32 protein-coding genes are annotated in these 26,137 nt (G+C 67.3%); 19 read left to right on the forward strand and 13 right to left on the reverse strand.

What is annotated here, in order from left to right:
• The first annotated feature begins 32 nt into the window (after positions 1-32).
• Positions 33-476: a CBS domain-containing protein gene (locus ACKY0W_RS12885; protein WP_409434370.1), complete on the forward strand. Its 444-nt coding sequence runs from the start codon at positions 33-35 to the stop codon at positions 474-476.
• 8 nt (positions 477-484) lie between these two features.
• Positions 485-1,774, forward strand: a complete 1,290-nt coding sequence (locus ACKY0W_RS12890; RefSeq protein ID WP_409434371.1) for an ArsB/NhaD family transporter — start codon at positions 485-487, stop codon at positions 1,772-1,774.
• Between the two features lie 202 nt (positions 1,775-1,976).
• On the opposite strand, the gene ACKY0W_RS12895 is transcribed toward ACKY0W_RS12890, so the two are convergent.
• The gene (locus ACKY0W_RS12895) at positions 1,977-3,152 is read right to left on the reverse strand and encodes a class I SAM-dependent RNA methyltransferase (protein ID WP_409434372.1); all 1,176 of its coding nucleotides are present in this window, start codon (positions 3,150-3,152) and stop codon (positions 1,977-1,979) included.
• A gap of 2 nt (positions 3,153-3,154) precedes the next feature.
• Positions 3,155-5,146 (reverse strand): APC family permease, encoded by a 1,992-nt coding sequence (locus ACKY0W_RS12900; protein WP_409434373.1) that lies wholly within the window; start codon positions 5,144-5,146, stop codon positions 3,155-3,157.
• Positions 5,147-5,260: 114 nt separating this feature from the next.
• Here ACKY0W_RS12900 and ACKY0W_RS12905 point away from each other — a divergent pair, with 114 nt between their 5' ends.
• Together ACKY0W_RS12905 and ACKY0W_RS12910 are read left to right on the forward strand one after the other, a co-directional pair.
• On the forward strand, positions 5,261-5,932 hold the full coding sequence (locus ACKY0W_RS12905; RefSeq protein WP_024441570.1) for a potassium channel family protein: 672 nt from the start codon (positions 5,261-5,263) through the stop codon (positions 5,930-5,932).
• The gene (locus tag ACKY0W_RS12910; RefSeq protein ID WP_409434374.1) at positions 5,929-6,591 is read left to right on the forward strand and encodes a potassium channel family protein; all 663 of its coding nucleotides are present in this window, start codon (positions 5,929-5,931) and stop codon (positions 6,589-6,591) included. The genes ACKY0W_RS12905 and ACKY0W_RS12910 overlap by 4 nt, the downstream gene beginning before the upstream one ends.
• On the opposite strand, the gene ACKY0W_RS12915 is transcribed toward ACKY0W_RS12910, so the two are convergent.
• Positions 6,577-7,251, reverse strand: coding sequence for a DUF3159 domain-containing protein (locus tag ACKY0W_RS12915; protein ID WP_409434375.1), 675 nt, complete (start codon positions 7,249-7,251; stop codon positions 6,577-6,579). The two genes, ACKY0W_RS12910 and ACKY0W_RS12915, sit on opposite strands and share 15 nt — an antisense overlap.
• Before the next feature lie 28 nt (positions 7,252-7,279).
• A complete protein-coding gene (locus ACKY0W_RS12920) occupies positions 7,280-7,651 on the reverse strand; it encodes an OB-fold nucleic acid binding domain-containing protein (protein ID WP_024441567.1) in 372 nt (123 codons plus the stop codon).
• Positions 7,652-7,762: 111 nt separating this feature from the next.
• On the opposite strand from ACKY0W_RS12920, the gene ACKY0W_RS12925 reads away from it, so the two are divergent.
• Positions 7,763-8,464 (forward strand): alpha/beta hydrolase, encoded by a 702-nt coding sequence (locus ACKY0W_RS12925; protein WP_409434376.1) that lies wholly within the window; start codon positions 7,763-7,765, stop codon positions 8,462-8,464.
• Positions 8,465-8,501: 37 nt separating this feature from the next.
• Here ACKY0W_RS12925 and ACKY0W_RS12930 read toward each other — a convergent pair whose 3' ends face one another.
• Both ACKY0W_RS12930 and dut read right to left on the reverse strand, forming a co-directional pair.
• Positions 8,502-9,314 (reverse strand): DUF3710 domain-containing protein, encoded by an 813-nt coding sequence (locus ACKY0W_RS12930; protein ID WP_409434377.1) that lies wholly within the window; start codon positions 9,312-9,314, stop codon positions 8,502-8,504.
• A gap of 39 nt (positions 9,315-9,353) precedes the next feature.
• On the reverse strand, positions 9,354-9,818 hold the full coding sequence (dut, locus tag ACKY0W_RS12935; RefSeq protein WP_409434378.1) for a dUTP diphosphatase: 465 nt from the start codon (positions 9,816-9,818) through the stop codon (positions 9,354-9,356).
• A 25-nt stretch (positions 9,819-9,843) separates the two neighbouring features.
• Between dut and ACKY0W_RS12940 the strand changes: the two genes are divergently transcribed.
• A complete protein-coding gene (locus tag ACKY0W_RS12940) occupies positions 9,844-10,329 on the forward strand; it encodes a DUF3093 domain-containing protein (protein WP_409434379.1) in 486 nt (161 codons plus the stop codon).
• Between the two features lie 60 nt (positions 10,330-10,389).
• On the opposite strand, the gene ACKY0W_RS12945 is transcribed toward ACKY0W_RS12940, so the two are convergent.
• Entirely contained in the window at positions 10,390-10,692 is a 303-nt protein-coding gene (locus ACKY0W_RS12945; protein ID WP_013829371.1) for a DUF4193 domain-containing protein, read from the reverse strand.
• A 170-nt stretch (positions 10,693-10,862) separates the two neighbouring features.
• On the opposite strand from ACKY0W_RS12945, the gene cei reads away from it, so the two are divergent.
• The 5 genes from cei (at position 10,863) to ACKY0W_RS12970 (ending at position 15,441) form a co-directional block, all read left to right on the forward strand.
• Entirely contained in the window at positions 10,863-11,513 is a 651-nt protein-coding gene (cei, locus tag ACKY0W_RS12950) for an envelope integrity protein Cei (RefSeq protein ID WP_409434380.1), read from the forward strand.
• 27 nt (positions 11,514-11,540) lie between these two features.
• Positions 11,541-12,353, forward strand: a complete 813-nt coding sequence (gene ppgK / locus ACKY0W_RS12955) for a polyphosphate--glucose phosphotransferase (RefSeq protein ID WP_409434381.1) — start codon at positions 11,541-11,543, stop codon at positions 12,351-12,353.
• Positions 12,354-12,539: 186 nt separating this feature from the next.
• Positions 12,540-14,030 (forward strand): RNA polymerase sigma factor, encoded by a 1,491-nt coding sequence (locus ACKY0W_RS12960; protein WP_409434382.1) that lies wholly within the window; start codon positions 12,540-12,542, stop codon positions 14,028-14,030.
• A gap of 9 nt (positions 14,031-14,039) precedes the next feature.
• Positions 14,040-15,116, forward strand: a complete 1,077-nt coding sequence (locus ACKY0W_RS12965) for a methyltransferase (RefSeq protein ID WP_409434383.1) — start codon at positions 14,040-14,042, stop codon at positions 15,114-15,116.
• A 37-nt stretch (positions 15,117-15,153) separates the two neighbouring features.
• Positions 15,154-15,441: a hypothetical protein gene (locus ACKY0W_RS12970; RefSeq protein ID WP_409434384.1), complete on the forward strand. Its 288-nt coding sequence runs from the start codon at positions 15,154-15,156 to the stop codon at positions 15,439-15,441.
• Here ACKY0W_RS12970 and ACKY0W_RS12975 read toward each other — a convergent pair.
• On the reverse strand, positions 15,392-15,757 hold the full coding sequence (locus ACKY0W_RS12975) for a DUF952 domain-containing protein (RefSeq protein WP_409434385.1): 366 nt from the start codon (positions 15,755-15,757) through the stop codon (positions 15,392-15,394). The genes ACKY0W_RS12970 and ACKY0W_RS12975 overlap by 50 nt on opposite strands.
• A gap of 119 nt (positions 15,758-15,876) precedes the next feature.
• Here ACKY0W_RS12975 and ACKY0W_RS12980 point away from each other — a divergent pair, with 119 nt between their 5' ends.
• Both ACKY0W_RS12980 and ACKY0W_RS12985 read left to right on the forward strand, forming a co-directional pair.
• Positions 15,877-16,071, forward strand: coding sequence for a hypothetical protein (locus ACKY0W_RS12980; protein ID WP_046285837.1), 195 nt, complete (start codon positions 15,877-15,879; stop codon positions 16,069-16,071).
• 75 nt (positions 16,072-16,146) lie between these two features.
• Positions 16,147-17,103, forward strand: coding sequence for a YihY/virulence factor BrkB family protein (locus tag ACKY0W_RS12985; protein ID WP_409434386.1), 957 nt, complete (start codon positions 16,147-16,149; stop codon positions 17,101-17,103).
• Here ACKY0W_RS12985 and ACKY0W_RS12990 read toward each other — a convergent pair.
• Complete coding sequence (locus ACKY0W_RS12990; RefSeq protein ID WP_036458716.1) at positions 17,090-17,329, reverse strand: DUF3039 domain-containing protein; 240 nt, start codon at positions 17,327-17,329, stop codon at positions 17,090-17,092. The two genes, ACKY0W_RS12985 and ACKY0W_RS12990, sit on opposite strands and share 14 nt — an antisense overlap.
• A gap of 65 nt (positions 17,330-17,394) precedes the next feature.
• On the opposite strand from ACKY0W_RS12990, the gene ACKY0W_RS12995 reads away from it, so the two are divergent.
• From ACKY0W_RS12995 to ACKY0W_RS13005, 3 genes are all read left to right on the forward strand, one after another.
• Positions 17,395-17,820 carry a DUF3099 domain-containing protein gene (locus ACKY0W_RS12995; protein WP_409434387.1) on the forward strand — a complete coding sequence of 142 codons (426 nt, stop codon included), beginning with the start codon at positions 17,395-17,397 and terminating at the stop codon, positions 17,818-17,820.
• Between the two features lie 128 nt (positions 17,821-17,948).
• Positions 17,949-18,914, forward strand: coding sequence for a sigma-70 family RNA polymerase sigma factor (locus tag ACKY0W_RS13000; protein ID WP_085263651.1), 966 nt, complete (start codon positions 17,949-17,951; stop codon positions 18,912-18,914).
• Positions 18,915-19,063: 149 nt separating this feature from the next.
• Positions 19,064-19,756, forward strand: a complete 693-nt coding sequence (locus ACKY0W_RS13005) for a metal-dependent transcriptional regulator (RefSeq protein WP_406759102.1) — start codon at positions 19,064-19,066, stop codon at positions 19,754-19,756.
• Positions 19,757-19,823: 67 nt separating this feature from the next.
• Here ACKY0W_RS13005 and ACKY0W_RS13010 read toward each other — a convergent pair whose 3' ends face one another.
• Positions 19,824-20,879 carry a DUF4192 domain-containing protein gene (locus tag ACKY0W_RS13010; protein ID WP_409434388.1) on the reverse strand — a complete coding sequence of 352 codons (1,056 nt, stop codon included), beginning with the start codon at positions 20,877-20,879 and terminating at the stop codon, positions 19,824-19,826.
• A 141-nt stretch (positions 20,880-21,020) separates the two neighbouring features.
• Here ACKY0W_RS13010 and sthA point away from each other — a divergent pair, with 141 nt between their 5' ends.
• Together sthA and ACKY0W_RS13020 are read left to right on the forward strand one after the other, a co-directional pair.
• On the forward strand, positions 21,021-22,436 hold the full coding sequence (sthA, locus tag ACKY0W_RS13015) for a Si-specific NAD(P)(+) transhydrogenase (protein WP_409437772.1): 1,416 nt from the start codon (positions 21,021-21,023) through the stop codon (positions 22,434-22,436).
• A gap of 174 nt (positions 22,437-22,610) precedes the next feature.
• Positions 22,611-23,588: a proteasome assembly chaperone family protein gene (locus tag ACKY0W_RS13020; RefSeq protein WP_409434389.1), complete on the forward strand. Its 978-nt coding sequence runs from the start codon at positions 22,611-22,613 to the stop codon at positions 23,586-23,588.
• Between the two features lie 15 nt (positions 23,589-23,603).
• Here ACKY0W_RS13020 and ACKY0W_RS13025 read toward each other — a convergent pair whose 3' ends face one another.
• The 3 genes from ACKY0W_RS13025 to ACKY0W_RS13035 form a co-directional block, all read right to left on the reverse strand.
• On the reverse strand, positions 23,604-24,089 hold the full coding sequence (locus tag ACKY0W_RS13025; RefSeq protein WP_409434390.1) for a peroxynitrite isomerase: 486 nt from the start codon (positions 24,087-24,089) through the stop codon (positions 23,604-23,606).
• A gap of 35 nt (positions 24,090-24,124) precedes the next feature.
• Positions 24,125-24,589: a transcriptional regulator NrdR gene (nrdR, locus tag ACKY0W_RS13030; RefSeq protein ID WP_406759107.1), complete on the reverse strand. Its 465-nt coding sequence runs from the start codon at positions 24,587-24,589 to the stop codon at positions 24,125-24,127.
• A 145-nt stretch (positions 24,590-24,734) separates the two neighbouring features.
• A complete protein-coding gene (locus tag ACKY0W_RS13035; RefSeq protein ID WP_409434391.1) occupies positions 24,735-25,235 on the reverse strand; it encodes a LysM peptidoglycan-binding domain-containing protein in 501 nt (166 codons plus the stop codon).
• 213 nt (positions 25,236-25,448) lie between these two features.
• Between ACKY0W_RS13035 and lexA the strand changes: the two genes are divergently transcribed.
• Complete coding sequence (gene lexA, locus ACKY0W_RS13040) at positions 25,449-26,135, forward strand: transcriptional repressor LexA (RefSeq protein ID WP_406781382.1); 687 nt, start codon at positions 25,449-25,451, stop codon at positions 26,133-26,135.
• The last annotated feature ends 2 nt before the right edge of the window (positions 26,136-26,137 follow it).

Genomic DNA, 26,137 nt, shown 5'->3' on the forward strand with positions numbered 1-26,137 from the left:
ATGGCGGGGGGCACCCACCGTATCGTCGTCATGTGCACGCCGAACAGATCGCTGAGGAATTCCCGGTGGTGGCCATCGACTCCGACGCCTTGGCCGCTGCGAAATTGCTGGCCGAGCATCGACTGCCCGGCATCGTTGTCACCGACGCCGCCGGAAAGCCGTATGCGGTGCTGCCGGCCTCCCAGGTGGTGCGCTTCATCGTGCCGGGCTACATCCAGGACGACCCCGCTCTGGCCGGGGTGCTCAGCGAGTCCATGGCCGACAGTTCCGCCGAGAAACTGCGCGGCAAGGCGGTGCGCGCCATGCTGCCCGAACACCTGCCGGAGGTGCCGATCGCCGGCGCTGCCGACACCGTGATCGAAGTCGCCTCCACCATGGCCCGGCTGCGCAGCCCGCTGGTCGCCGTCGTCAAGAACGGTAAACTGCACGGCGTGATAACCGCGTCGCGTCTGCTGGCCACAGCGCTGCAGGTCTGATCCCGCGGATGGCCTATTTCGCCGTAGCGGTCTTCTTGATCGCCTACGCGTTCATCGCCGCCGACCGGGTCAACAAGACCCTGGTGGCGCTGACCGGCGCAGCCGCCGTCGTCATCCTGCCCGTCATCTCGTCCGACGACATCTTCTACTCGCACACAACCGGGATCGACTGGGACGTCATCTTCCTGCTGCTGGGCATGATGATCATCGTCAGCGTGCTGCGCCAGACCGGGGTATTCGAATACATCGCGATCTGGGCCGCCAAGCGCGCCAACGGTTCTCCGCTGCGAATCATGATCCTGCTGGTGCTGGTGACCGCCGTCGCGTCGGCACTGCTGGACAACGTCACCACGGTGCTGCTGATCGCCCCGGTCACGCTGCTGGTCTGCGACCGCCTCGAGATCAACGCCGCGCCGTTCCTGATGGCGGAGGTGTTCGCCTCCAACATCGGGGGCGCCGCCACCCTGGTCGGCGATCCACCCAACATCATCATCGCCAGCCGGGCCGGGTTGACCTTCAACGCATTTCTGGTCCACATGCTGCCGATTGTGGTCATCGTGCTGATCGTGTTCACCGTCATGCTGCGGTGGCTGTTTCCGGGATCGTTCACCGTCGACGCCGACCGGGTCGCCGATGTGATGGCCCTCGAGGAACGCGAGGCGATCCGCGACCGCGGTCTGCTGATCAAGTGCGGTGTGGTGCTGACCGCGGTCTTCGCCGGGTTTTTCGGTCACGGGGCGCTGCACCTGGAACCGTCGGTGGTGGCATTGCTCGGTGCCGGGGTGTTGATCGTGATCTCCAAGATGGAGCGCTCGGACTACCTGGCCGGGGTCGAATGGGAGACACTGCTGTTCTTCGCCGGCCTGTTCGTGATGGTCGGAGCCCTGGTCGACACCGGTGCCATCGCCGCCCTGGCCCACGCCGCCGCCGAGTTGACCGGCGGCAACGCACTGCTGACCACATTGGGGATCCTGGGCGTGTCCGCGCCGGTGTCCGGGATCATCGACAACATTCCCTACGTCGCGACCATGACGCCGATCGTGGCCGAGCTGAGCACCACCCTGCCCACCAACTTGCACCCCGACGCGCTGTGGTGGGCGCTGGCGCTGGGTGCCGACTTCGGTGGCAACCTGACCGCCGTCGGTGCCAGCGCGAATGTGGTGATGCTCGGAATCGCCCGCCGCGCAGGCAATCCCATCTCATTCTGGGAGTTCACCCGCAAAGGCATTCTGGTCACCATCGTCTCGGTGACGTTGTCTGCCGTTTACCTGTGGTTGCGCTACTTCGTCTTTGGCTGAGTCTCGGTCGACATGCCGATGTTCTTGGCAATGAAGCGGCGGTATAGCGGTACCGCGATGGCCAGGTTGTAGATCACCCCTCCCAGCAGATAGGGCCACCGCAGACGACCACCCGGCCCACCATCGGCTCACCCGTATGCGGGACTTCTACACGTTCCTACTTGCCGAGATCCCAGAGTTGCTGGAGCGCTGGCGCCAGCAGTCAGCGGGTTAGCAGCGCCACGCACTCCACGTGATGGGTCAGTGGAAATGCGTCGAACACCCGGATCTGCTCGACGGTGTACCCGTGCCCGCGGTACAGGCCGATGTCGCGAGCGAAGGCTGCCGCCTCGCAACCGATGTGCACCACCCGCGGCACTTCCGCGGCGGCCAGCAGGTCGATCACCTCGCGGCCGGCCCCGGCGCGCGGCGGGTCCAGTACCGCGACGCCGGCCGCGGCGCGCTCTGCGCCCAACACCCGGCGCACCGAGTCGGTGCGCACCGAGACCTGCGGCAGGTCGGCCAGCGCCGCCCGCGCGGCCCCCGTCGCGGCCCGCGAGGTGTCGACGCTGATCACCCGGCCGGACTCCCCCACCGGCTCGGCCAGCGCCGCGGCGAAGATCCCCGCCCCGCCGTAGAGGTCCCAGGCGATGCTTCCGGCGTCGGGCTGCGCCCACTCCGCGATCAGCGCGCTGTAGAGCGCGGCCGCGCGGCGGTGCGCCTGCCAGAACGCGGTCACCGGGATCTGCCAGCGGCGCCGGCCCACCCACTGGGTGGAGTGGTAGTCGCCCTCGACGACCTCCGGGCGGTGCTCACGTCCGGTGCTGACCACGTGGCGGACCCCGTCGTCGTCGGCCACCACGTGCACGTGATCGCCGGGCCGCCAGCTCTGTTCGGCCAGGCCTTTGGTCATCCCGGTCGGCAGCTGACCGCAGCGCAGGTCGGTGACCAGTTCATCGCTGTGATAGCGGTGAAACCCGGCCTGGCCATCGGCGCCCACCTCCAGGCGGACCCGACTGCGCCAGCCGGTCGGGCCGTCGTCGCCGAGCGCTTCGGCCTCGCCCCGCCACTCGTGGCCGCCGAGCCTGGCCAGCTGGTTGGAGACCACCTCGCCTTTGATCGCGCGTACCGCGGCCGGGTCGGCGAACGCCAGGTCGCAGCAGCCGGCACCGTGCACCCCGGCGATCGGGCACAGCGACTCGATCCGGCCGGCCGCGGGTTCGAGGACCTCGACACATTCACCGTGCCAGTACGAGCCCCGCTCGGCGGTGATCCGCACTCGCACCCGCTCACCGGGCAGCGCATACCGCACGAAGACGACCCGGCCGTCGTGGCGGGCCACACAACTGCCGCCGTTCGCCGGTGCCCCGGTGACCAGGGTCAGCTCTTGATCGATCACTGCTAAAAACCTCTCCGGGTGTCGCCGGGCGCGTGGTGCGGCTCCATGACTTTGCGCCGCTCCGAGGAGACCAGCTGCCAAGGCACCGAGGTGACCATGACCTGCGGCATGAACAACAGGCGGGTCTTGAGCCGCAGCGCACTCTGGTTGTGCAGCAACTGCTCCCACCAGTGGCCCACCACGTATTCGGGGATGTAGACGGTCACCACGGTGCGCGGCGACTCCTTGCTGATGCGTTTGACGTAGTCGAGCACCGGCCGGGTGACCTCACGATACGGCGATGCAATCACCTTGAGCGGGACGGTGATCTCGCTATCTTCCCACTCGCGCACCAGGGCGCGGGTTTCGGTGTCATCGACGTTGACCGTGATCGCCTCCAGGGCGTCAGGTCGCGTGGCCCGCGCGTAGGCCAGCGCGCGGCGGGTCGGCAGATGCAGCTTGGACACCAGGACCAGGGCGTGGTTGCGGCTGGGCAGCACCGCCTGGTCGTCCAGCGCGGCTGACTGCTCGGCCAACTCCTGGCTGACGGTGTCGTAGTGCCGGCGGATCATTTTCATCACGGCGAACAGCACCGACATCGCGACGATCGCAATCCACGCGCCGGCCACGAACTTGGTGGCGATCACCACGACCAACACCGCTCCGGTAGCGACGAACCCGATGGTGTTGACCACCCGGGAACGCATCATCTTGACTCGGGCTTGGAGGTCGGTTTCGTTGCGCAGCAACCGGTTCCAGTGCCTCACCATGCCGATCTGACTCAGTGTGAAGGAGACGAACACCCCTACGATGTAGAGCTGGATCAGTGCGGTCACCTCCGCCCCGAACGCCACGATGAAGGCGATGGCCACCACTGCCAGGAACACGATGCCGTTGGAGAAGGCCAGCCGGTCGCCACGGGTGTGCAGCTGGCGCGGCAGGTAGCGATCCTGCGCCAGGATCGAACCCAGCACCGGGAAACCGTTGAACGCGGTGTTGGCGGCCAGCGCCAGGATCAGCGCCGTCACCCCGGCGATGATCCACAGACCCGGCGGAAAGCCCCGGAACACCGTCTCGGCCAGCTGGGCCAGCAAGGTCTTCTGGTCGTAGTCCGCCGGCGCCCCGATCAGCTGTTCGTGCGGACGCGCAGCGATCTTCACTCCGGTCTCGCGGGCCAGCACGATGATGCCCATCATCAGGGTCACCGCGATCACACCCAACATCAGCAGCGTGGTGGCCGCGTTGCGCGACTTGGGTTTGCGGAACGCCGGCACGCCGTTGCTGATCGCCTCCACCCCGGTCAGCGCGGCACATCCCGACGAGAACGATTTCGCCACCAGGAACACCAGGGCCACCCCGACCACCTCACCCTGGGTGGAGTGGATCTTGAACGCCGCCGACTCGGCCTGCAGTGGGTGGCCCAGCACGAAGATCTGGAAGAGCCCCCAGCCCAGCATGGCGAAGACGCCGATCATGAACGCATACGTCGGGAAGGCGAACGCGGTACCGGATTCGCGGATGCCTCGCAGATTGATTGCCGCCACCACGACAACGGTGCCCACCGCGAACACGACCTTGTGGTCGGCGATGAAAGGTATCGCCGAGCCGATGTTGGCGATCCCCGCCGAGATCGAGACCGCAACCGTCAGAACGTAATCCACCATCAACGCGCTGGCCACAGTCAGGCCTGCGGTAGCGCCCAGGTTGGTGGTGACCACCTCGTAGTCGCCACCACCGGAGGGGTAGGCGTGCACATTCTGGCGGTAGGAGGCCACCACGGTGATGAACACGAAGGCGACGGCCAGGCCGACCCACAGGGTCATCCGATAGGCCGCGAGGCCCGCCACCGACAGCACCAGAAAGACTTCTTCAGGTCCGTAGGCCACCGAGGACAGCGCGTCCGAGGCGAACACCGGCAGGGCGATGCGTTTGGGCAGCAGCGTGTGGCTGAGCCGATCGCTGCGAAAGGGCCGGCCCAGAACCAGGCGCCGCGCAGCGGTGGAAATCTTCGACACGAGAGCCAAGGGTAAGCCAGGCGGGCATTGGCGGTAGCGTTCACCGAATACGGGCACTATCGCAGTCGATAACCAGCCGAAAGTCGGCCCAGAGGGCCTGAAAGGACACAGCACGTGCGGGTAGTTGTCATGGGTTGCGGCCGGGTGGGTGCCTCACTCGCCGACGGGCTGTCCCGGATCGGCCACGAGGTTGCCATCATCGACCGCGACAGCACCGCGTTCAACCGCCTGAGCCCGGAGTTCAACGGTGAGCGAGTGCTCGGTATGGGCTTTGATCGCGATGTGCTGCTGCGAGCGGGCATCGAGGAGGCCGCTGCGTTCGCCGCGGTGTCCTCGGGCGACAACTCCAACATCATCGCGGCGCGGCTGGCCCGGGAGACGTTCGGCGTTTCGCGGGTGGTCGCCCGTATCTACGACGCCAAGCGGGCCGCGGTCTACGAACGTCTGGGCATCCCGACCATCGCCACCGTGCCGTGGACCACCGACCGGCTGCTCGACGCCCTGACCCGGGAAAGCGAGACCACCAAGTGGCGGGACCCCACCGGCACGGTCGCTGTCGCCGAGGTCGTCCTGCACGAGGACTGGATCGGCCGCCCCGTCACCGATCTGGAGGCGGCCACCAATGCCCGAGTGGCGTTCTTGATCCGCTTCGGCACCGGCATCCTGCCCGAGCCCAAGACGGTGATCCAGGCCAGCGATCAGGTGTACATCGTCGCGGTGTCGGGCCGGGTCGCCGAAGCGATCGCGATCGCCGCCCTGCCGCCCAGCGAGGATCTGGACAAATGAAAGTAGCGGTGGCGGGCGCGGGCGCGGTCGGACGGTCGATTGCACGCGAGCTGCTCGACAGCGATCACCAGGTGACGTTGATCGAGCGCAACCCGGAGCACGTCGACACCGAGGACATCGCCGATGCGCAGTGGCATCTCGGTGACGCCTGTGAGCTGAGCCTGTTGGAGTCGGTGCACCTGGAGTCCTTCGATGTGGTGATCGCTGCGACCGGCGATGACAAGGCCAATGTGGTGCTGTCCTTGTTGGCCAAGACCGAATTCGCGGTGCCCCGGGTGGTGGCCCGGGTCAATGATCCCCGCAACGAGTGGCTGTTCACCGATGCCTGGGGGGTGGACGTCGCGGTGTCCACGCCACGCATGCTGGCCTCGCTGGTTGAGGAGGCTGTCGCAGTCGGCGACCTGGTGCGGTTGATGGAATTCCGCAAGGGCCAGGCCAATCTGCTGGAGATCACCCTGCCCGACGACACCCCGTGGGGCGGCAAACCGGTACGCAAGCTCACCCTGCCCCGCGACGCCGCGCTGGTAACGATCCTGCGCGGGACACGGGTGATCGTCCCCCAGGACGACGAACCCCTGGAAGGCGGGGACGAGCTGCTGTTCGTCGCGTCCAACGGCGTCGAGACCGAACTGCGCGCGCTGCTGCTACCGGCTCACTGACCGGGGTTCGCGCTCGGCCTCGCCCTCGGCAGGCCGCTCATCCAGCGCACGCTGCACGTACTTGACCGCCAGATAGGTGACCACCGCCGCGACCGCCGTCAGCGGCCAGCCCATGGCGATGCGGGTCACTCCCAGCCAGCCGGTCTGATCGGCGTCGTAAAGCAGTCGCTGGACCACGAAACGCGAGCCGAAGACCAGCACCCAGGTCAGTGTCGCCAGATCGTAGGCGTAGATCGCCGACCGCAGCTCACGCCAGGCCTGGGGCTGGCCGCTGGCCCACGACCAGATGTAGCCGACCACCGGCCGGCGGATCACCATCGAGGCGGCGAACACCACCGCCCACACCAGCGACGTCCAGATTCCGAGCAGGAAATACGCCTTGGAGTCGCCCGTCCGATACGCGATCAGGGCGCAGACGGCCACCCCGATGAAGCCGGATATGGCGGGCTGGCTGGATTGCCGGCGAATCAGGCGCCACACCAGCACCGCCGCGGCCACTCCCAGCGCCGCCAGCACCGCGACCCGCAGTCCGAAGAGATTGGAGGCCGGCACGAACACCACGATCGGCAGCGAGGAGTAGATCACCCCGGCCACCCCGCCGATCTGCTCCAGGAGTCGCTGCGGCCCCTGTGCGCCCTCGGCGCTGTAGACCTCGCTCATCGCTGCGCCGACCCGATGGGAGGCGCGATCACTGCTGGATTTCGTAGTGCGGGTTGTAGATGGCCTTGCAGCCGCTTTCGAGTTTGCCCAGCCGGCCGTGCACCCGCAGGGTGCGGCCGGAGTCGATTCCGGGAATGCGTCGCTGCCCCAGCCACACCAGCGTGACCGTGTCGGTGCCGTCGAACAGCTCGGCGCGGACGCCGCCCACGCAGCCCTTGGCGTTGGCTTCGACGCTGCGCAGTACCCCGACCATGGTGACCTCTTGGCCGCGTTGGCAGTCGATCGCCCGCTGCGCGCCGGTGTTGAGCGCCTCATCGGACAACTCTTCGACGTCACGCAGCTCGGGGTCTTCCGTCAATCGCCGAGTCAGCCGGCGCAGGTACCCTTTCGGAGCAGCCATTGCCCTCTCCCTTACTCGTATGCGCACGCTACGGTAGACCTGTTGAATACCTAATGCCACACGACCTGCCTACGGGGTGGCTGACAACACCCGACACGATCAAGAGGTGGCATGGTTCTGCGCGGCGCGACGGCCGTCCTGCTGCCGGGGACCGGCTCCGACGACGACTACATCCGCCGAGCGTTCTCCCGCCCGTTGCAGCAGGTGGGTGCCGAATTGGTCACGCATCGCCCGGAGCCCGGCCGACTCATTGAGGGCTATCTGGAGGCGCTGGACGCAGCGGCCACCCGGTCCGGCCCGATCGTCGTTGGCGGGGTGTCGATCGGTGCGGCGGTAGCCGCCGCGTGGGCCCTGCGCCATCCCGAGCGAGTGCTCGGGGTGTTGGCCGCGCTGCCCGCCTGGACCGGCGCCCCCGATGACGCACCGGCGGCCCATGCCGCACGCTACAGCGCCGAGCAGTTGCGCAACGAGGGTCTGGCGGCGGTGGTGGCCCAGATGCGGGCATCGAGCCCGCCGTGGCTGGGTGACGAGTTGACCCGATCGTGGACCGCGCAGTGGCCGCAACTTCCCGACGCACTCGAGGAGGCTGCGGCCTACCTCGCACCAACGCACGCCGAGCTGGCGAACCTGGCAGTGCCGATGGGCGTGACCGCGGCGGTCGACGACGCAGTTCATCCGTTGCAGACGGCCTCTGAATGGGCCGCCGCGGCCCCGCGCGCGGCGCTGTGCACCGTCACCCTGGACCAGATCGGCGCCGACCCGACCGCCTTGGGCACCGCCTGCGTGAACGCGCTGACGATCGCCGCCGGCTGAGCGGCCTCGCTAGCTGCCGGGGTCGATTCGAGCCTCGCTAACCGCCGGTGATAGTGCGCAACTGCTGCATCGCGGATCCCTCCACGCTGCGGCGGGCGGCCGGCGCCGGCGGTACGTCGCCGCCTCCGCCGAACATGGCGGCCTGCTGCAGCGCGGCTGCCTGCTGGGCTGCGGCCTGCTCGGCCGCCGCTTGCTGCGCCGCGGCCTGCTGTGCCGCGGCAGCGCGCAACTGCTCGGCCATCGGCTCGGGCAGCCGCACCGGCAAGGGGGTACGCACCGGCAGTGGCGTGTCGCCGCGCCGCACGACCGTGTCCGCCAGCGCCTCGCGCGCCTGCTGGGCGAGCACGTCGATGGTCTCGGGCCGACCGTTGATCACGCAGCGCACCATCCAGCGGTAGCCGTCGACACCGATGAACCGGACCGCGCCGGTCGCCGAACCGAGCACCTCCCGGCCCCACGGACCGTCGACGATGCTGACCATCGCGTTGTCCCTGCGCAGCGCGTCGGCCAGCTCACCGGCCACCTCACGCCACAGACCCGCCGACTTGGGCGCGGCATAGGCGGCGATGTTGAACCGGCCGTTGGGCGTCACCAGCCACACCGCGCTAGGGACTCCCGCCTCGCTCAATTCGACCTGGACCTGGGCGCCGGCCGGCATCGGCACCAGCACCGAACCCAGGTCGAGTCGGGCCGTCGCCGCCGCCGCGGGGTCGTCGAAATCTTCGATGTCGAAGGGGCCGTCCAGCTCCTCCGACTCGGACACGAACCCGTCCGCTGCTCCGGAGGCTTCCGGCCCGGCGCTCGTCGGCTCGTCGGCCTCGCCTTTGCCTTTACCCCTACCGAATGCCATCACAGCCGCCCATCTTCATCGCTCTGCCGTCACAAGCCATCACAAGCTCGCGTGCCCACCCGAGGACCCGTGTCCACCGGAACCACGAGTCGTTGGTTCCAGCCCGGCCTCGTCGAACGAGGCCACCTCGACCAGTTCCGGAAGCTCGACCCGCTGCACCAGCAACTGGGCGATCCGGTCGCCGCGGCTGATCTCAATCGGCGTCGCCGGGTCAAGGTTGATCAACGAGACCTTTATCTCACCACGATAGCCCGCATCGACGGTTCCGGGACTGTTGACAATCGAAAGACCCACCCGCGCAGCCAAACCCGATCGAGGGTGGATAAGGCCGACCATGCCGAAGGGAATTGCCACCGCGATCCCGGTGGGTACCAGCGCACGCTGACCCGGAGCCAGCTCGACGTCGATCGCGCTGCAGAGGTCGACGCCGGCATCACCGGCGTGAGCACGGTTCGGCAGGGGCAGATCCGGATCTAGGCGAACAACCGCAAGACTGGGCGACACGAGGCGCAAGACTACTCTTAGCCGGATGTCGGGATCGCGCCTGAACCATCGGGCATCGCAAACAGTGCGCTACAGCGAACAGCTGTGGGTGCCGTGGTGGTGGTGGCCACTGGGGTTCTTGGGCAACGGGCTGATGGCTTACGAAGTCCGCTTGGGCCTGCGCACGCTGCCCGGCTGGCTGCCGTTCGCGGTGTTCTTCGCGATCACCGTCGGCGCTCTGCTGTGGCTGGGACGCATCAAGGTGCGCGTTATCGAAAGTGGCGGCGAAACGCAGCTGTGGGCCGGCGACGCGCACCTGCCCACCACCGCGATCGCACGCTGCGCCGAGGTCCCGCGGTCAGCCAAATCCGCGGCATTGGGCCGCCAGCTCGACCCGGCGGCATACGTCGTCCATCGCGGGTGGGTGGGGCCGATGATCTTGGCCGTCGTCGACGATCCCGACGACCCGACGCCGTACTGGCTGGTCAGCTGCCGCAATCCGCAGCGGATGCTGGCGGCATTGCAGAACTAGCGATGATCGCTAGCGGGTCGTCGCCATCGAGCTAAGCAGGATCGAGCGGGACGGGCCCGGTCAGGCCGCGCAGTCGGTGCAGATCATCACACCGTTCTTCTCACTGGCCAGACGGCTGCGGTGCTGCACCAGGAAACAGCTCGAGCAGGTGAACTCGTCGGCCTGCTTCGGAACGACACGCACCGACAGCTCTTCGCCGGACAGGTCGGCGCCGGGCAGCTCGAACGACTCGGCCGATTCGGACTCGTCGACGTCGACCACAGCGGACTGCGCCTCGTTACGTCGCGCCTTGAGTTCCTCCAACGAATCCTCGGAAACGTCGTCGGTCTCGGTGCGCCGTGGGGCGTCGTAATCGGTAGCCATGGTCTTCTCCCCTCAAGTCCCCTCGAAACCCTGCGCGAGCTTTGTACCAGCGTCGAACGCATCCACCAAATGATTCGTGCCCGGATCGCCGTCAGATCAAGTGTGATTTGCGTCACATTAGGTTGCTGACCACGGTCATCGCCCCCGCGGGCGCCCTCTAGAGTGCGTACGTGGTCGCGCAAATCACTACCGGTTCCGAGTTCGACAAACACGGTCGGCCGTTCCGGCGACGCAACAACCGACCGGCCGCTTACGCCTTGGCCGCGCTGGCGCTGTTGACCGCCGTGGCATGGACGGTGGCGCTCACCCGCCCGGCCGACGTCCATGAAGTCGCGGTGTGCAATGCCCCGCCACCGCCGTCCGAGCCGGACCAGCCGAAGCTGGGCACTCAGGTGCCGCGCGCCGCGATGATCAGCACCACCCCGGCCAAGCTGGCCGACATCAAAGCTCGGGTCCTCAATGCCAGCGGCCGTGCCGGGCAGGCCGCCGACGTCGCCGATGCGCTGCGCGACGACGGCTTCGCCCAGCCGACCGCCGCCAACGACCCCGTCTACGCCGAGGACCGGCTGGACTGCCAGGGCCAGATCCGGTTCGGCCCCGCGGGCCAAGCCGCCGCTGCGGCACTCTGGCTGGTGGCGCCGTGCACGGAACTGTTCCGCGACGACCGTGCCGACGATTCGGTGGATCTGGCGGTCGGCAGCGACTTCGTCAGCCTGTCCCACAGCGACGACATCGAGGCGGCGCTGGCCGGCCTGCGTCCGGACGCCACCGGATTGCCCGACCCTGCGCTGCTGACCAAGATTCATTCCGGCACCTGCTGACGACCGAATCGCCGAAGAGGAGATCCGATGACCGGCACCGAACCCGCCCCTTCCCCGATCGAGGACCGTCCGATCGCCGGCGCACGGCGGCAGCGACGCGGCTTCGGTGTCGACGTCGGCGGCAGTGGCATCAAGGGCGGCGTCGTCGATCTGGACACCGGCGCACTGATCGGTGAACGGTTCAAGCTGCCCACACCCAGCCCCGCCACACCGGTCTTGGTCGCCCAGACCGTCGCCGCGGTGGTCCGGGACTTCGGCTGGACCGGCCCGCTGGGTGTCACCTATCCGGGCGTGGTGGTCGACGGCGTGGTGCAGACCGCCGCCAACGTCGACAAGTCCTGGATCGGGATGAACGCGCAGCAGGCGATCGCCGCCGAACTCGATGGCCAGCGGGTCGTCATCCTCAACGACGCCGACGCCGCCGGACTCGCCGAGGAGCGCTTCGGGGCAGGCAAGAACAACAGCGGCGTGGTCGTGTTACTCACCTTCGGTACCGGAATCGGCTCGGCGGTGATTCACAACGGAAAGCTGCTGCCCAACACCGAACTCGGGCATATCGAGGTGGGTGGCAAAGAGGCCGAGCACCGGGCCGCCGCCTCGGTCAAGGAGCGCAGGAACTGGTCCATGGAGAAGTGGGCCAAGCAGGTGACCATGGTGCTGATGGCGGTCGAGGACGCGCTCTGCCCGGACCTGATCATCGTCGGCGGCGGCATCAGCCGCAAAGCCGATCGGTGGGTGCCGCTGCTGGGCAACCGGACTCCGGTGGTCGCCGCGACACTGCAGAACACCGCGGGGATTGTCGGGGCCGCGATGGCGTCGTCGACCGACGTGACCCGCTGAATAACGCCCGCTCGGCGATTACTGCCCCGCCCTGTCGTTACAATGGTCGACGGCGGCCGCCTAACCGATAGCGGCGACTATCCCAGTTGATCACCAACTGAAATAGAGCCGACATTCGACATACCCGACACTTTCGGTTGCGCACGACGCTGCAACCCGAAAGTCAGTCCGACCGAAGGGGTGGACGTGGCAGCGAGCAAGGCACAACCGGCGACTGAGGAGCCCAAGAAGGGCAGCGCCACCAAGGCGCCCGCCAAAGCCGCCGTGAAGTCGCCTGCCAAGGCTCCCGCAAAGTCTGCCGGGGCAGCGCCCGCCAAGCGGACCGCGGCCAAGGCCACCAAGGCAGCAGCGCCCGCCAAGAAGGCCACCAAGTCGACGGCCCGCACTGCCGCTGACGGCGCCGCCAAGCCCGCGACCCGGGGCCCGGCGAAGAAGGCCGCCAAGGCCACCAAGGCCGGCGCGAAGAACGCCGACGGTGACTTGGCGCCCGAGGATCTCGACACCGATACCGAGCTGGACGGTGAGCCCGGTGAGGGCGACATCGAGGACACCGACCTGGCCATCGACGACATGGAAGATGACGACTCCGACGACGCCGCGCCGGGCCCGGCAGCCGTCGCGGCCGGCGGGGCGGCCGACGAAGAAGAAGACGAGATCGCCGAACCCAGCGAGAAGGACAAAGCCTCAGGCGACTTCGTCTGGGACGAAGAGGAGTCCGAAGCGCTGCGGCAGGCCCGCAAGGACGCCGAGCTCACCGCGTCGGCCGACTCGGTGCGCGCCTACCTCAAGCAGATCGGCAAGGTGGCGCTGCTCAACGCCGAAGAGGAAGTCGAGCTGGCCAAGCGCATCGAGGCCGGCCTGTTCGCCACCCAGAAGATGGCCGAGCACACCGAAAAGGGCGAGAAGCTGGCGGTTGCCTACCGGCGTGACATGGCGTGGATCTGCCGCGACGGCGACCGCGCCAAGAACCATCTGCTCGAGGCCAACCTGCGGCTGGTGGTGTCGCTGGCCAAGCGTTACACCGGCCGCGGAATGGCGTTCCTGGACCTGATCCAGGAGGGCAACCTCGGTCTGATCCGCGCGGTGGAGAAGTTCGACTACACCAAGGGCTACAAGTTCTCCACCTACGCCACCTGGTGGATCCGCCAGGCCATCACCCGCGCCATGGCCGACCAGGCGCGCACCATCCGTATTCCGGTGCACATGGTCGAGGTGATCAACAAGCTCGGCCGCATCCAGCGCGAGCTGCTGCAGGACCTGGGCCGCGAACCCACCCCCGAGGAGCTCGCCCGGGAGATGGACATCACCCCGGAGAAGGTGCTGGAGATCCAGCAGTACGCCCGGGAGCCCATCTCGCTGGACCAGACCATTGGCGACGAGGGCGACTCGCAGCTCGGCGACTTCATCGAAGACAGTGAAGCCGTGGTCGCCGTCGACGCGGTCTCGTTCACCCTGCTCCAGGACCAGCTGCAGTCGGTCCTCGAGACGCTCTCCGAGCGCGAAGCCGGCGTGGTGCGGCTGCGGTTCGGCCTCACCGACGGCCAGCCGCGCACGCTCGATGAGATCGGCCAGGTTTACGGCGTCACCCGGGAGCGCATCCGTCAGATCGAGTCGAAGACGATGTCGAAACTCCGGCACCCCAGCCGGTCCCAGGTCCTGCGCGACTACCTCGACTAGCGCGCCGACATGGCCAAGACACCTCCGTCGGCAGTACTGAGTGCCGTCAACGCGTTTCGTGGTGGCCTGCAGCGGCTGCGCCAGGCCACCGTCCCGGCACCCGTAGCCATCATGGAGCTCGGGTTCGGCGGATGGCTCACCCAGGCGCTCAGCGCCGCGGTGCGACTGGGCATTGCCGACGTGCTCTCCAACGGTCCGCTGACCGCCGACGAGGTCGCCCAGCGAGTAGGCACCAACCCCGGTGCCACCTACCGGCTGATGCGCGCACTGGCCAGCAACTCCGTGCTCAAGCTGCGCCGCGACGGCCGGTTCGCGCTGACCCGCACCGGACGAGCACTGGTCTCCGACAACCCGAACAGTGTGGCCCCCATGGTCACGTTCATCGGCCACCCGGCGCACCGCGAACACTGGTCGAACCTCGAGCACTCGGTACGGACGGGTGAGACCGCTGTCAGCAAGGTTCGCGGAATGTCGTTCTTTGAGTACACCGACACCAACCCCGAGCTGGCGCAGGTCTTCAACGAAGCCATGACCGGAGCATCGTCCGTCGCTATCGAAAGCGCGGTTCCTGCATACGATTTCAGCAAAAGCAAGCTGATCGTGGATGTGGGTGGCGGTCACGGCTCGCTGCTGGCTGCCGTGTTGCGTCAGGCGCCCGACGCCCGCGGCGTGCTGTTCGACCTGCCGCAGGTGGTGGCCGGCGCCGACGCGACGGTGGCGGATGTGGCGTCACGCTGCGACATCCAGGGCGGGTCGTTCTTCTCTTCGGTCCCCGCCGGCGGCGACACCTATCTGCTCAAGACCGTCATCCACGACTGGGACGACGAGCAGTCGTTGGCGATTCTGCGCAACGTCCGGGCCGCCATCGCCCCCGGCGGCAAGGTGCTGCTGTTCGAGATGGTGCTGCCCGAAGGCGCTCCCGCCCACCTGGGTCTGTTGCTCGATCTGGAGATGCTGGTTGCCGCCGGTGGACAGGAACGTACCCGCCAGGAGTACGCCGAACTGCTGTCCCAGGCGGGATTCAAGCTGCAGCGGGTGGTGCCCACCACCAGCCCCCTGGCGATCGTCGAGGCACGGGCCGTCTAGGACCCGTGCCCGGCGCTACGGCGTAGGATCGCCCAGCATGCCGACGGATGACGCGTCACCGGCGACCTTCGCTGCGTTGTTGAAGCGCGCGGCCACCCACGGCCACCGGGTGCCGCCCGAGGCCGATCTGAATCCCGCTGTGCTCGAGGCGATCAACGCGGTCGCCGCCGCATGGCCGCGAGTGCCCGCTGTTTTGATCAACAAGGCGCAAACCACGTTCGCCCGTAGCGAACTCACCCGGGCGTCCGCAGCCAAGCCGACAACCCCGATCAACCTCAGCCGGCCGGGCCGAACACACCGTCCGGGCCGGGCCGATAATCACTGACACCGGTCACCGCCGAGGTGGGCAACGGCCCGTACAGATGCGGGAACAACATCGCCTCCGGGTCGCTCGGGACGCCCGGCTCCCAGCGCACCGGGGCACCGACTTTGGCCGGATCCACCTGCAGCAACACCAGATCCGTGCAGCCTCGGTACAGCCGATTCGCGGGCAGGTGCACCTGTTGCGGTGTCGACATGTGCACGAATCCCACGCTGTCCAACGACTCTGGACGCAGCGCCCCGGAGTCCTGCGCCTGCTCCCAGTCGCCGGCGCTGCACAGGTGCACCAGGGCATCGGACGGGTTACCGAACTGCGTCATGTCACCGATCCTGCCGCACCGACCGCAGGGGTGAGACACGACACAGCCGAACCGGGGAACAACGCCGAACGCGCAAGCGTCTGACACACTTGAGAACAACCGCGAGAACGGAGGAGCCCATGAACGCGACTCTGACCAGTCCCGAACTCACTCGGGCTGATCGATGCGACCGGTGCGGTGCTGCCGCACGGGTACGAGCCACGCTGCCCTCCGGTGCCGAACTTCTGTTTTGCCAGCATCACGCCAACGAGCACGAGGCCAAGCTGATCGAGTTGGCGGCCGTGATTCAGGTCAGCGCAGCGACTGAGGCGTAACCAGAGCCGGCACGCAACACGCCCGTCTGCGCCGATTGTGCAATAGCAGCACGCGTCAGGAATGCTGGGCTGGTCATGAATGACCAGATCCCCAAACCTTCCCGTCACCACCTGCTCCGCATTGCACGTCGCACCCTGGTCAAGAGCTGGGACGATTCGATCTTCGCCGAATCGGCGCAGGCGGGGTTCTGGTCGGTGTTGTCGCTGCCACCCCTGCTGCTGGGGATGCTGGGCAGCCTGTCCTACGTAGCCCCGCTGTTCGGGCCGGACACGTTGGCCACCATCCAGGACCGGCTGATCGGCATGGCCAGCAGTTTCTTCTCCAAGAACGTCGTGGTGGAGATCATCGAGCCGACCGTGCGGGACATCGTGGCCAATGCTCGCGGCGAAGTGGTCTCGCTGGGATTCGTGATCTCGCTGTGGGCCGGATCCTCGGCGATCTCGGCGTTCGTCGACTCGGTGGTCGAAGCGCACGATCAAACTCCGTTGCGGCATCCGGTGCGCCAACGCTTCTTTGCTCTGGGCCTCTATGTCGCGATGCTGGTGATCGCCGTGGCCACGGCACCGTTGGCCGCGCTGGGTCCGCATGCGGTCGCCGAGCACCTGCCGGCGCAGTGGACCGACGTATTGCGGTTCGGCTACTACCCGGCGCTGGTGTTGGGCCTGCTACTGGCGGTGACCGTGCTCTATCGGGTGTCGCTGCCCAAGCCGCTGCCCTCACATCGGCTGGTGTTCGGCGCGCTGCTGGCCACCACGGTGTTCGTGGTGGCGACGATGGGGCTGCGGATCTACCTGCGCTACATCACCAGCACCGGCTACACCTATGGGGCACTGGCGACGCCGATCGCGTTCCTGTTGTTCGCGTTCCTGCTCGGCTTCGCCATCATGCTGGGCGCCGAACTGAACGCGGCCGTTCAAGAGGAGTGGCCCGCGCAGGCTACCCATCTGCACCAGCTGCGTACCTGGGTGGTGTCGGGGCGGGGCCGAACCGACCCCGACGATGGCGCCACCGATCCGGTCAGGCCTGCTTGAGGGTCGCGTAGATCTTCTTGCAGTCCGGGCAGACCGGCGAGCCCGGCTTGGCCGACTTGGTCACCGGGAAGACCTCACCGCACAGCGCCACCACGTGGGTGCCCATGACCGCGCTCTCGGCGATCTTGTCCTTCTTGACGTAGTGGAAATACTTCGGGGTATCGCCGTCGGTCCCGTCATCGACGCGTTCCTCGGAATCGGTGCGCTCGAGGGTGTCGGTCTGTATGCCCATCTCCCCATTGTGCCCAGAACCCGGGATGATCCAAAACCCCTCGTGCCACCGAATCGTTCGTGTGGGACAGTGGAGTAATGAAGCACGGCCCCGAGCTGGGTTTCGACGACGACGGCCGACCGGTCCTGATCACTGCGGCCGCCCCGTCCTTCGAGCAGCAGCACCGCGAACGGGTACGCAAGTACCTGACCCTGATGGCGTTCCGGGTGCCTGCACTGATCCTGGCTGCGCTCGCGTATGGACAATGGCACAACGGGCTGATTTCGTTGCTGATCCTGGTGGCGTCGATACCGCTGCCGTGGATCGCGGTGCTGATCGCCAACGACCGGCCTCCCCGCAGCGCCGAGGAACCCCGCCGATATGAAGCGGCACCCACTCGTACGCCACTGTTCCCCACCGGCACCCGCCCCGCCCTGGAGCGGCGCATGCCCCCGGATTCGGGCGGCAACACCACCGGCGAAGCGCCGTACGGTACCGGTTCTTAGCACATTCTCAAAGTCATTGCCGTATTTCCGCACGTCAGGTGGTGTGGAAACGCGATCGGCCGGGAACTCTGCACGCGTGTCGGGCGTTGACACGTGTGACAGCTGAAGCCGATCAACGGGAGGCCGCAATGGCAAAGGCAGATGCCACCACCAGTCGGATCGACGGCGATCTGGACGCGCAGAGCCCAGCCGCAGATCTGGTGCGCGTGTACCTCAACGGAATCGGCAAGACAGCATTGCTCAATGCCGCCGACGAGGTAGAGCTCGCCAAACGGATCGAGGCAGGGTTGTACGCCCAGCATCTGCTCGACACCCGCAAGCGCTTCGGCGAGAAGCGCAAGCGCGAACTGGCGACGGTGGTACGAGACGGCGAGGCCGCCCGTCGGCACCTGCTCGAAGCCAACCTGCGTCTGGTGGTCTCACTGGCCAAGCGCTACACCGGGCGGGGCATGCCACTTCTGGACCTGATCCAGGAAGGCAACCTGGGGTTGATCCGCGCGATGGAGAAATTCGACTACGCAAAGGGTTTCAAGTTCTCCACCTATGCGACCTGGTGGATCCGCCAGGCCATCACCCGAGGGATGGCAGATCAGAGCCGTACCATCCGGCTGCCGGTCCACCTGGTGGAACAGGTGAACAAGCTGGCCCGGATCAAGCGTGAGATGCACCAGCAGCTGGGCCGCGAGGCCACCGACGAGGAACTCGCCGCCGAATCCGGCATCCCGGCCGAGAAGATCAACGACCTGCTCGAGCACAGCCGCGACCCGGTCAGCCTGGACATGCCCGTCGGCTCCGACGAGGAGGCCCCGCTGGGCGACTTCATCGAGGACTCCGAGGCGATGTCGGCAGAGAACGCGGTGATCTCGGAGCTGCTGCACACCGACATCCGCAGCGTGCTGGCCACCCTCGACGAGCGCGAGCACCAGGTAATCCGACTGCGGTTCGGCCTCGACGACGGCCAGCCCCGCACGTTGGACCAGATCGGCAAGTTGTTCGGCCTGTCTCGCGAGCGGGTCCGCCAGATCGAGCGCGAGGTGATGGCCAAACTGCGCCATGGCGAGCGCGCCGACCGGCTGCGCTCGTACGCCAGCTGACGCCGGCTTCGGGCCGCCTGTCCCCCGCTCCGGCGGGCCGCCGATCTCGGTGGCCCGCCGGAGCTATGTTGTAGCCGCAGCGCCGAGCGTCGCTCGCTAACCGTGTACTCGGCTGCCGAAGTAGACTCAGCTGCGACGGAAGGTGCGGAATGAATGACCTGGTTGATACCACCGAGATGTACCTCAGGACGATCTACGACCTTGAGGAAGAGGGTGTCACCCCGCTGCGTGCGCGGATAGCCGAGCGACTGGAACAAAGTGGTCCGACCGTCAGCCAGACGGTGTCCCGGATGGAACGCGACGGCCTGCTCAAAGTGGCCGGCGACCGTCACCTCGAACTGACCGAGAAGGGCCGCACCCTGGCCGTGTCCGTGATGCGCAAGCACCGGCTGGCTGAGCGGCTGCTCGTCGACATCATCGGCTTGCCGCTGGAAGAAGTGCATGCCGAGGCCTGTCGCTGGGAACACGTGATGAGCGAGGACGTCGAGCGTCGCCTGGTTCAAGTACTCGACAACCCGACCACATCGCCGTTCGGCAACCCCATCCCCGGCCTGCCCGACCTCGGCTTCGGCGCCGGCTCCGCCGGTTGGGATTCCGACTTGGTGCGGCTGACCGAGTTGCCGGCCGGTTCGCCGGTGGCAGTGGTGGTGCGCCAGCTCACCGAGCACGTCCAGGGCGACATCGACCTGATCACTCGGCTGAAGGAAGCCGGCGTGGTGCCCAACGCCAGGGTGACCGTGCAGGCCGATGGCGACGACGGCGTGACCATCGTGATCCCCGGCCATGCCGACGTGAGCCTGCCCTTCGAGATGGCACACGCCGTCAAGGTCCAGAAGGTCTGAAGGCCACCGCGTCATGCGGAGGTCCCAGCTTCGCCTCTCCTCCGTCGAACCTCGCTGAACCGCCGGCTCAGCCGGCTTGCTGACCGAACCCCTGCCGCTGCGGTAGCTGCACCCCGATCTGCTGCGCCAGCCGATAGCCGGTGTCTGCCAGTCCGCGGATGCGCTCCGGCCGCAGCCCCGACTGCAACGCGGTATCGAGCAGGCCGGCCATCCGATGTCCGGGCTCGCCGCGCAGGGCAGCCTCCAGTGAGACCCCGGCCAGCGGCCCGTCTCCGCGTGCGTAGGCGCTGAACGCCAGCAGCACCAATGCCTCGGCTCGCCACGGCTCGGGCAGGGTCCGGGCCAACACCGACCAGAGCCGCTCGGCGTCGGCGGCGCGTTCACCGATTGCCAACCCGCACAGGGTGTCCCGGACCCGTACGTCGGCGAGCGGGCAACCGAGCCGGGCCAGCTCCGCAACGGTCGGTTCCCGACCGCCCGCCAGCGCAACGAGAGCGGCCAGCACCTGCTCGACGTCGCGACGGACCCGATCCACGCTGTTGCTCTCCCCCACCGCCCACTGCGCCGAACAGTCGGCGATCTCCGCGGCCACCGCGGCACAGCGTGCCGCGTCATCGGGGGCGATCACCGCCTGCAGGTCGGCACGCCGGGCATACAGCCGCCTGCCCTCCAACACCGCTGCGGCTGCCAGCGGCGAGGCCTCCGGATCGTCGACCGGACCACCGACGCCGCAGCCGTCGGCACAGCGCCAACGCCCGCCATGGGCCACCTGGTCCACCACATGCGCACCGAGCAGCACGATGCCGTGGCCCGACAACTTCTCGGCCAGCGCAGCGACCAGTCGGCGGTGCTGCTCGTTGCAGACTGGGCAGCACGCCCCCGCCGCGTCGACGATCACCGCGATGGCCGCTGCCGGAGCGGCGGCCGCGGCGACGTCGGCGAGCCGGCCGACGGTGTCCACGAGCGCCTCCGAGAGATCGACCCGCAGCACCGAGCCCAGTTCACCCCCGTCGAGCGACACCAGGATCAGGGATTTCTCCGGCACGAAGCCTAGGATCGCCGGCAGCGCAGCGATAAGTGCTCCGGGCCGATTCAGCGTGAATTCCGGTTGCTTGGTCGTCATGGCAGCAACAGTGACGACCGTCACCGTCATCAAGGGCGCACCAGCTCGGCACAGGCCCTCGCATTGTGGATGGACCCGCAACTGTGCATCGATGAGCCTTCAAGATGCACGACCGGCCGAAAGCGCGTAAGTGTCAGTGTCATGGATTCGAAGAGGGAATACGACGTCATCGTGATCGGCTCGGGCCCAGGCGGACAGAAGGCCGCCATAGCGTCGGCCAAACTCGGCAAATCTGTCGCCCTGGTCGAACGCGGCCGCATGATCGGTGGGGTCTGCGTCAATACCGGCACCATTCCGTCAAAGACCCTGCGCGAGGCCGTGATCTACCTGACCGGGATGAATCAGCGCGACCTGTACGGAGCCAGCTACCGGGTCAAGGACAAGATCACCCCCGCCGATCTGCTCGCCCGCACCCAACATGTGATCGGCAGGGAAGTGGAGGTCGTACGTAACCAACTGATGCGCAACCGTGTCGACCTGTTGGTCGGCCACGGGCGTTTCATCGATCCCCACACGATCGTGGTCGAGGGACAGAACGGCAACGAGACCACAACCGTCACAGCCGACTACGTCGTCATCGCCACCGGAACAGAACCCGTTCGGCCGCCGGGGGTCACGTTCGATGAGGAGCGCGTACTCGACTCCGACGGGATCCTCGATCTGAAGTTCATTCCGGCGTCAATGGTGGTAGTCGGCGCCGGCGTGATCGGTATCGAGTATGCGTCGATGTTCGCGGCGTTGGGAACACGAGTGACCGTGGTGGAGAAACGGGACTCGATGCTGGAATTCTGCGATCCAGAGGTGGTCGAAGCCCTGCGTTTTCACCTGCGCGACCTCGCCGTCACCTTCCGGTTCGGCGAAGAGGTGACCGCCGTGGACGTCAGTTCGAGCGGCACCGTCACCACCTTGGCCAGCGGTAAGCAGATCCCCGCCGAGACGGTGATGTACTCAGCCGGCCGCCACGGTCACACCGCCCACCTCGATCTGACCAAAGCCGGTCTGCACAGCGACGAGCGCGGCCGCATCGTCGTCGATACCACGTTCAAGACGTCGGTGGATCACATCTACGCGGTCGGCGACGTGATCGGCTTCCCCGCGCTGGCCGCAACCTCGATGGAGCAGGGCCGGCTGGCCGCCTACCATGCCTTCGGCGAGCCGACCGACGGGATCACCGACCTGCAGCCGATCGGGATCTACTCGATCCCGGAGGTCTCCTACGTGGGGGCAACAGAATTGGAGCTCACCCGCAGCGCGATCCCCTACGAGGTGGGCGTGGCCCGCTATCGGGAGCTGGCCCGCGGACAGATCGCCGGTGACTCCTACGGAATGCTCAAGCTGCTGGTGTCGACGACCGATCTAACGCTGCTCGGCGTGCACATCTTCGGCACCAACGCGACCGAGATGGTGCACATCGGCCAGGCCGTCATGGGGTGCGGCGGAACGGTGGAATACCTGGTGGACGCGGTATTCAACTATCCGACCTTCTCCGAGGCATACAAGAACGCTGCATTGGACGTCATGAATAAAATGCGTGCCCTGCAGCAATTCCGCGGCTAGCGGCTCCGCCGGGAGCCATTTCACCGCTCAGCGAACGCCGTCAGCGCCGTGGAATCCCCCGGCGCCCGCGTACGTTGTCCACCACATGCGCGCGCGGTTTTCCGGCGTGGCCCCCGGTGGGGGAAAATAGACGGTGCGATCCCTTGCGATCTGCACAATGAGGAGGCGACGGCGATGGCCGACTACCCGGACAACGGTCCCGACCGGGGCTGGCAATACCAGCCCGAGCAGAGCGGCATGTACGAGCTGGAGATTCCGGCACCCCAGGTGATGTCGGCGGACGGCGAGGGGCCGGTCTTGATCCATGCCCTGGAAGGCTTCTCCGACGCCGGCCACGCGATCCGGCTGGCGGCCAAGCACCTCAAGAGCAAGCTGGACAGTGAGTTGGTGGCGTCATTCGCGATCGATGACCTGCTCGACTATCGGTCGCGGCGACCGCTGATGACGTTCAAGTCCGACCACTTCACCCACTACGCCGAGCCCGAGCTGAGCCTGCACGCGTTGCGGGACAGTGCAGGTACCCCGTTTCTGTTGCTGGCGGGCATGGAGCCCGACCTGAAATGGGAGCGGTTCATCACCGCCGTACGGCTGCTGGCCGAGCAGCTCGGGGTGCGCCGGACCATCGGCTTGGGCACGATCCCGATGGCCGTTCCGCACACCCGGCCGGTGACGCTCACCGCACACTCCAACAACCGTGACCTGATCAGTGAATTCACCCCGTGGATCACCGAGGTTCAGGTTCCCGGCAGCGCGTCCAACCTGCTGGAATACCGGATGGCGCAGCACGGCCACGAGGTCGTCGGTTTCACCGTGCACGTACCGCATTACGTTGCCCAGACGGACTATCCCGAGGCCGCCGAGGCGCTGCTCAAGCAGGCCGCCCAGACCGGCGCACTGGAGTTGCCGCTCGCCGAGCTGCGCGACTCGGCGGCCGAGATCCGGACCAAGATCGACCAGCAGGTCGAGGCGAGCGCCGAAGTAGCCCAAGTGGTCACAGCGCTGGAACGCCAGTACGACGCCTTCATCACCGCCCAGGAGAATCGCTCGCTGCTCTCCCGCGACGAGGAGCTGCCCAGCGCCGACGAGCTCGGCGCCGAGTTCGAGCGGTTCCTGGCGCAGGAGGCGAAGAAGAACCTCGACGGCGACGACTGAGATCGGTGCCGCGGGCTACCCGGTTCGACGCAGCGTGGCGGTGAGATGGTTCTGCGCGGGTTGGCCGACCGCACCCATGTCCAGCGTGTAGGACAACTCGTCGCCGGCGAGGCGATAGTGGCGGCCTAACACCGTCACTTCTTTGGCCGTCGGTGCGAGTCCGATCGTCGGTGCGGACATCTGCAGTTCCACGCCGTCGTCGGTGACCGTGTAGTTGCCGACCTCGATCTCAGTGATGCCGCTAGGGTGCGCCAGCACCCATTCGATCTGGCCCGGCTGCGGAACCCGCAGGTAGCCGGTTTCGGCATGCAGCGGCAGTCCTTCGTTGGGCGACTTCGTCTTCTGTCCGTAGACCAGGAAAGGCTTACCGACATGCGAGAACACCACCTCTTCGAGGTAGTCGAATGGCGCGATCGTGGGATATACCCCGGACCCCCGGCCTGACCAGGTGCCCAACAGCGGGGCCAGCTCCACAAGGTTCGGATGCAACTCGGGTGCCATGCCGCCAGCGTAGTGCGCGGTGGGGCCCGCACGGCTCAACCGGTGCTGGGCATCTCGCGATGTTCGCGCAGGGCCTCGATCTCCCGCTCGAAGTCGGCGGCCGAGGAAAACGACCGGTACACCGAGGCGAATCGCAGATAGGCCACTTCGTCGAGTTCGCGCAACGGACCCAGGATCGCCAGCCCCACCTCGTGACTGGGAATCTCTGGAGAACCCGCGGCTCGCACAGCGTCTTCCACCTGCTGAGCCAGCAGGTTCAGCGCGTCGTCATCGACTTGGCGGCCCTGGCAGGCCCGGCGGACCCCGCGCATGACCTTCTCCCGGCTGAACGGCTCGGTCACGCCACTGCGTTTGACCACCGCGAGCACCGCGGTTTCCACGGTGGAGAACCGCCGGCCGCATTCCGGACAGGAACGACGGCGGCGGATGGCCTGGCCTTCATCGGCCTCGCGGGAATCCACCACCCGGGAGTCTGGATGGCGACAAAACGGGCAGTGCATTGCCGCTCCTTCGCCGTGCCGGGAACCCGGGTCTTCAGACAACTGAGACACCGTGGGCCACTGGGACAACTGCGAGCGTACCTGCGCGGGTTGCCGGCGGCGCCCCGCAGTGGCCGCAAGCGGCGGCCGAACCGACACTGCGACCTCAGCCCAACGGCGCGATCAGCGTCTGACCGGCGTCCAGGGCCACCGACTCCAGGCTGTTCAGCTCGCGGATGCGCTCGATGACCTGTCCGGCCGGTGCGTCCGGTGCCACCCGGGCGGCCAGGTGCGCCAAGCTCTCCCCGCTCTGGACGCGCACCACACCGAGCTGGTCGGGCACGGCGGAGGTACTGCCGGCCGCGGCCGCGCCGAATTGGGCGATCAGCCCGAGCCACACGGTGATCCCGGCGGCGATCAGGGCCAGCACGACGGTGGTCGCCGGGGTGATGGCCTTGACGGGCTGCGGCCGGTGCGGCGCACGTGACATCAGCACGCCGGAACCGCGGTGGCGCAACGGGGCACCGCCTGGCCGCTGCCGGGCCAGCCGTGCCGGCTGGGTCCGGATCGGGTAGGCGCGACCCGACGTCCGGGGACCGTGATGCGCCCGGGTCCGCTCGTTCTCGGCCGGCTCGAACGACGGAGCGATCGTGTCGATGAGCATCATGTGCGGTTCTCCCTCACTCGGCGTCGGCGACCCTGTTCGCTCGACTGTTCGAATACTAATCGATTGTATGTTCGATGTCCGAACATGTGATCGAATCGTTGTCGAAAACATTAGCGAAGGGGTCCGACAACTCGAGGATAAGTTCGAACGTCCGCGCGACACACCTCGAACACATGTTTGATTAATCGCAGCTATGCGACTAGATTCGCCCCCATGAGTGACAGCAGCAGTAACGCGGCGGGCCCGGACTCAGCGCTGACCGCCCGGCAGCGCACGATCCTGAACGTCATCCGCGCTTCGGTGAACGAACGGGGTTACCCGCCGAGCATCCGCGAGATCGGCGACGCGGTCGGGCTGACCTCGACCTCCTCGGTTGCTCACCAGCTGCGCACGCTCGAGCGCAAGGGCTATCTGCGCCGTGACCCCAACCGTCCCCGCGCTGTCGACGTGCGTGGCCAGGAGGACCTGGCCGGCGCCGCCGAGGCCGCGCAGCGCACCGAGTTCGCCGGTTCGGATGCACTGCCGGAGCCCACGTTCGTTCCGGTTCTGGGCCGGATCGCGGCCGGCGGGCCGATCCTGGCCGAGGAAGCCGTCGAGGATGTGTTCCCACTCCCCCGCGAGCTGGTCGGTGAAGGGGAACTGTTCTTGCTCAAGGTGGTCGGCGAATCGATGGTGGACGCCGCGATCTGCGACGGCGACTGGGTGGTGGTGCGTCAGCAGAACGTCGCCGACAACGGCGACATCGTGGCCGCGATGATCGATGGCGAAGCCACCGTCAAGACCTTCAAACGCACCGGCGGCCAGGTCTGGCTGATGCCGCATAACCCCATCTTCGACCCCATCCCGGGCAATGACGCGGTGGTGCTGGGCAAGGTCGTGACCGTCATCCGCAAGATCTGACC

The organism is Mycobacterium sp. SMC-14 (assembly GCF_046250075.1).
Taxonomy (GTDB): domain Bacteria; phylum Actinomycetota; class Actinomycetes; order Mycobacteriales; family Mycobacteriaceae; genus Mycobacterium.

Bases quoted from the DNA above. Each gene is read 5' to 3' on its own strand.
- lexA (WP_406781382.1), top strand. From the start codon at position 25,449: ATGAGTGACAGCAGCAGTAACGCGGCGGGCCCGGACTCAGCGCTGACC.
- ACKY0W_RS12940 (WP_409434379.1), top strand. From the start codon at position 9,844: ATGTCGGGATCGCGCCTGAACCATCGGGCATCGCAAACAGTGCGCTAC.
- ACKY0W_RS12915 (WP_409434375.1), bottom strand. From the start codon at position 7,251: ATGAGCGAGGTCTACAGCGCCGAGGGCGCACAGGGGCCGCAGCGACTC.
- ACKY0W_RS12890 (WP_409434371.1), top strand. From the start codon at position 485: ATGGCCTATTTCGCCGTAGCGGTCTTCTTGATCGCCTACGCGTTCATC.
- ACKY0W_RS13025 (WP_409434390.1), bottom strand. From the start codon at position 24,089: ATGGCACCCGAGTTGCATCCGAACCTTGTGGAGCTGGCCCCGCTGTTG.
- ACKY0W_RS12925 (WP_409434376.1), top strand. From the start codon at position 7,763: ATGGTTCTGCGCGGCGCGACGGCCGTCCTGCTGCCGGGGACCGGCTCC.
- ACKY0W_RS12985 (WP_409434386.1), top strand. From the start codon at position 16,147: ATGAATGACCAGATCCCCAAACCTTCCCGTCACCACCTGCTCCGCATT.
- ACKY0W_RS12920 (WP_024441567.1), bottom strand. From the start codon at position 7,651: ATGGCTGCTCCGAAAGGGTACCTGCGCCGGCTGACTCGGCGATTGACG.
- ACKY0W_RS12970 (WP_409434384.1), top strand. From the start codon at position 15,154: ATGCCGACGGATGACGCGTCACCGGCGACCTTCGCTGCGTTGTTGAAG.
- nrdR (WP_406759107.1), bottom strand. From the start codon at position 24,589: ATGCACTGCCCGTTTTGTCGCCATCCAGACTCCCGGGTGGTGGATTCC.
- ACKY0W_RS12975 (WP_409434385.1), bottom strand. From the start codon at position 15,757: ATGACGCAGTTCGGTAACCCGTCCGATGCCCTGGTGCACCTGTGCAGC.
- ACKY0W_RS13000 (WP_085263651.1), top strand. From the start codon at position 17,949: ATGGCAAAGGCAGATGCCACCACCAGTCGGATCGACGGCGATCTGGAC.
- ACKY0W_RS13010 (WP_409434388.1), bottom strand. From the start codon at position 20,879: ATGACGACCAAGCAACCGGAATTCACGCTGAATCGGCCCGGAGCACTT.
- ACKY0W_RS12945 (WP_013829371.1), bottom strand. From the start codon at position 10,692: ATGGCTACCGATTACGACGCCCCACGGCGCACCGAGACCGACGACGTT.
- sthA (WP_409437772.1), top strand. From the start codon at position 21,021: ATGGATTCGAAGAGGGAATACGACGTCATCGTGATCGGCTCGGGCCCA.
- ACKY0W_RS13005 (WP_406759102.1), top strand. From the start codon at position 19,064: ATGAATGACCTGGTTGATACCACCGAGATGTACCTCAGGACGATCTAC.
- ACKY0W_RS12965 (WP_409434383.1), top strand. From the start codon at position 14,040: ATGGCCAAGACACCTCCGTCGGCAGTACTGAGTGCCGTCAACGCGTTT.
- ppgK (WP_409434381.1), top strand. From the start codon at position 11,541: ATGACCGGCACCGAACCCGCCCCTTCCCCGATCGAGGACCGTCCGATC.
- ACKY0W_RS12910 (WP_409434374.1), top strand. From the start codon at position 5,929: ATGAAAGTAGCGGTGGCGGGCGCGGGCGCGGTCGGACGGTCGATTGCA.
- ACKY0W_RS12980 (WP_046285837.1), top strand. From the start codon at position 15,877: ATGAACGCGACTCTGACCAGTCCCGAACTCACTCGGGCTGATCGATGC.
- ACKY0W_RS13020 (WP_409434389.1), top strand. From the start codon at position 22,611: ATGGCCGACTACCCGGACAACGGTCCCGACCGGGGCTGGCAATACCAG.
- ACKY0W_RS13035 (WP_409434391.1), bottom strand. From the start codon at position 25,235: ATGATGCTCATCGACACGATCGCTCCGTCGTTCGAGCCGGCCGAGAAC.
- ACKY0W_RS12930 (WP_409434377.1), bottom strand. From the start codon at position 9,314: ATGGCATTCGGTAGGGGTAAAGGCAAAGGCGAGGCCGACGAGCCGACG.